Annotated in this window: 2 protein-coding genes; both read right to left on the bottom strand. The window is 68.5% G+C overall.

Annotated features, from left to right (window positions below; all coding sequences use genetic code 11):
* Positions 1–127: 127 nt before the first annotated feature.
* On the bottom strand, positions 128–778 hold the full coding sequence (locus OTB19_RS42605) for a response regulator (RefSeq protein ID WP_267804233.1): 651 nt from the start codon (positions 776–778) through the stop codon (positions 128–130).
* A gap of 481 nt (positions 779–1,259) precedes the next feature.
* Complete coding sequence (locus OTB19_RS42600; RefSeq protein ID WP_267804232.1) at positions 1,260–1,829, bottom strand: DUF721 domain-containing protein; 570 nt, start codon at positions 1,827–1,829, stop codon at positions 1,260–1,262.
* Positions 1,830–1,963: the final 134 nt, after the last annotated feature.

The following is a 1,963-nucleotide window of genomic DNA, read 5'->3' as shown; positions in this document are numbered from 1 at the left end:
TGGCCCCTCTCGTCGGCCACGGGGTCCGCGAGGTCGTCACGCTCCTCGACACCGCGGAACCCGGCGACAGCGCCGTCCGGGACCTGCATGACCGGGCCGGGTTCCGGGAGATCGACCAGCTCCACCCCTACACCCGCCGCCCCTGAACCGAATCGGCCACCCCATACGGGACCCCGGTGACGGCCGGGAGCACCGGCGGGGGCGTTGTCAACTTGGTGGGGGGCCTTGACCCCGGATCCTGGACACGGGTTATGCGGCTTTGGCCAGCGTAGTTGATGTTGTTGTGGTGGCGGTTTCGTAGGCGATGGGGCTGCGTTGTCCCAGGTGTGAGTGGCGTCGTCGGGTGTTGTATCGGCTGAGCCATCGGAAGGCGTCGATTCAGGCCGCCACCACCCTGCTCCTCGTTGCCTTCTCCCGGGCGCGCCCGGCGCAGCACGGCGGACAGACCGGCGGAGAGTTGCTCAACCGAGAACGGCTTGGCGAGGTAGTCATCCGCACCGGAGTTGAGCAATCGGACGATCTCCGCTTCGTCATCCCTGGCGGTCGCGATGATCACCGGGATGTCCGTGATTCCACGCATCATCTTCAGCGCTTCCGATCCGTCGAGATCGGGCAGGCCCAAGCCCAAGACCACCACGTCAAATTGCCGAGTGGAAACCTCCCGCAAAGCGGCCCGCGCGGTACCGACGCTCCGTACCGTATGGCCCGTCTCGGAGAGGTGGCGAATAAGCGCCGCGCGTACAGAAAAATCGTCTTCCACTACGAGCACACGAACCATGGCAAGTGTACGACACGGTTTCCGCGTCGGTTTCGGTAGATCTCCGGACCCACGTCCGGTTCGATTGCCGCACCTCATGCGGGTCTACTTATTCCGCCCCCTGGTATGGCAAGAGGAGTATCGGGCGGGTCGGCCCCGGCTCAGTTCTGGTCTTTGGGGGGAGTTTCCCCGGCTCTATTCGCGGACCGGCCTCTCTCGAACGTCCCCGACACCTGACGGTGCCCTACGCGTCCAGCAGCTACAGGCCCTCCTCGGCGACAATATGGCCTCGCATCGAGTTCGCCCCGGTCACGGTCGCCGGGGCCACCTGTTGGTCTCTACAAAGGGCGTCGTGACCACTCTGGCCCGCGGAGCCCGGGACTCCTGCGGTGGCGGCTCGATCAGATGGGCCCCTCACGACCAAGCGTGGGTGCGCTTTTTCTACCTTGTCCAGGTCGGATCCCGCGATGAATGTTGCGCGAGCCCGCTCATCGGACAGCCATTACTCCTCCGGCTCCCGCATCTGCTCGCGGGCCTGACGTTCCCGGGCGAACCGGACCGCAGGGTCCTCACCGCCGCGTTCCGGACGGCTGGCGCGGTGGGCCGCGAGCGCCTCACGGTAGCCGGGTGACGGTGTCCGCCGGGGCCGCCCCGGCCGCGTGCGGGGATCGGGCCCGGACGGTGAAGGCGGGTCCGCCCGCAGGGTCTCCTTCGGGTCCACAACCCGAACCGCCCTCACCGCTCCCCCACCCAGCGCCTCGTTGAGGCGCTGGATCAGCCGGTCCGTCAGCAGCCGTAGCTGGACGGCATACGCCTGTGAGCCGGGCAACAGGTCGAGCCGGCCCACCTGCGCATCGAAGCCGACGGCCTGGACATGCCGGGCCAGTTCCGGAACCAGGTCGGACCACCGGTCGACCACGTCATCGGCGGCACGCGCCGTATTCCAGGCCCGCTCGGCCACGACGGACCGGACCACCGAACAGAGTGCGTGCGGATCGCGGCCGCCGGCATCGGATGAGCGTGCGGTGCGGGCCATACGGGCACCCGGCTCGCGGGCGGCGCGTGCCGCCACGCGGGCCGCCTCGAGCGCCACGCGCGCCAGGTCTTGGCCGTCTCCCCCGTGATTCACGCACGTCCCCCGACGCGGGGTCCACCGACGATCATGAGCGAGGTGCCGCCTTCCAAGGCGAGCACCCGCCTGACTAG

Source organism: Streptomyces sp. H27-H5 (assembly GCF_026627505.1).
Lineage (GTDB): Bacteria > Actinomycetota > Actinomycetes > Streptomycetales > Streptomycetaceae > Streptomyces.
The sequence above is the reverse complement of the archived record's forward strand: the minus strand, read 5'-3'. Positions and strand labels throughout refer to the sequence as shown.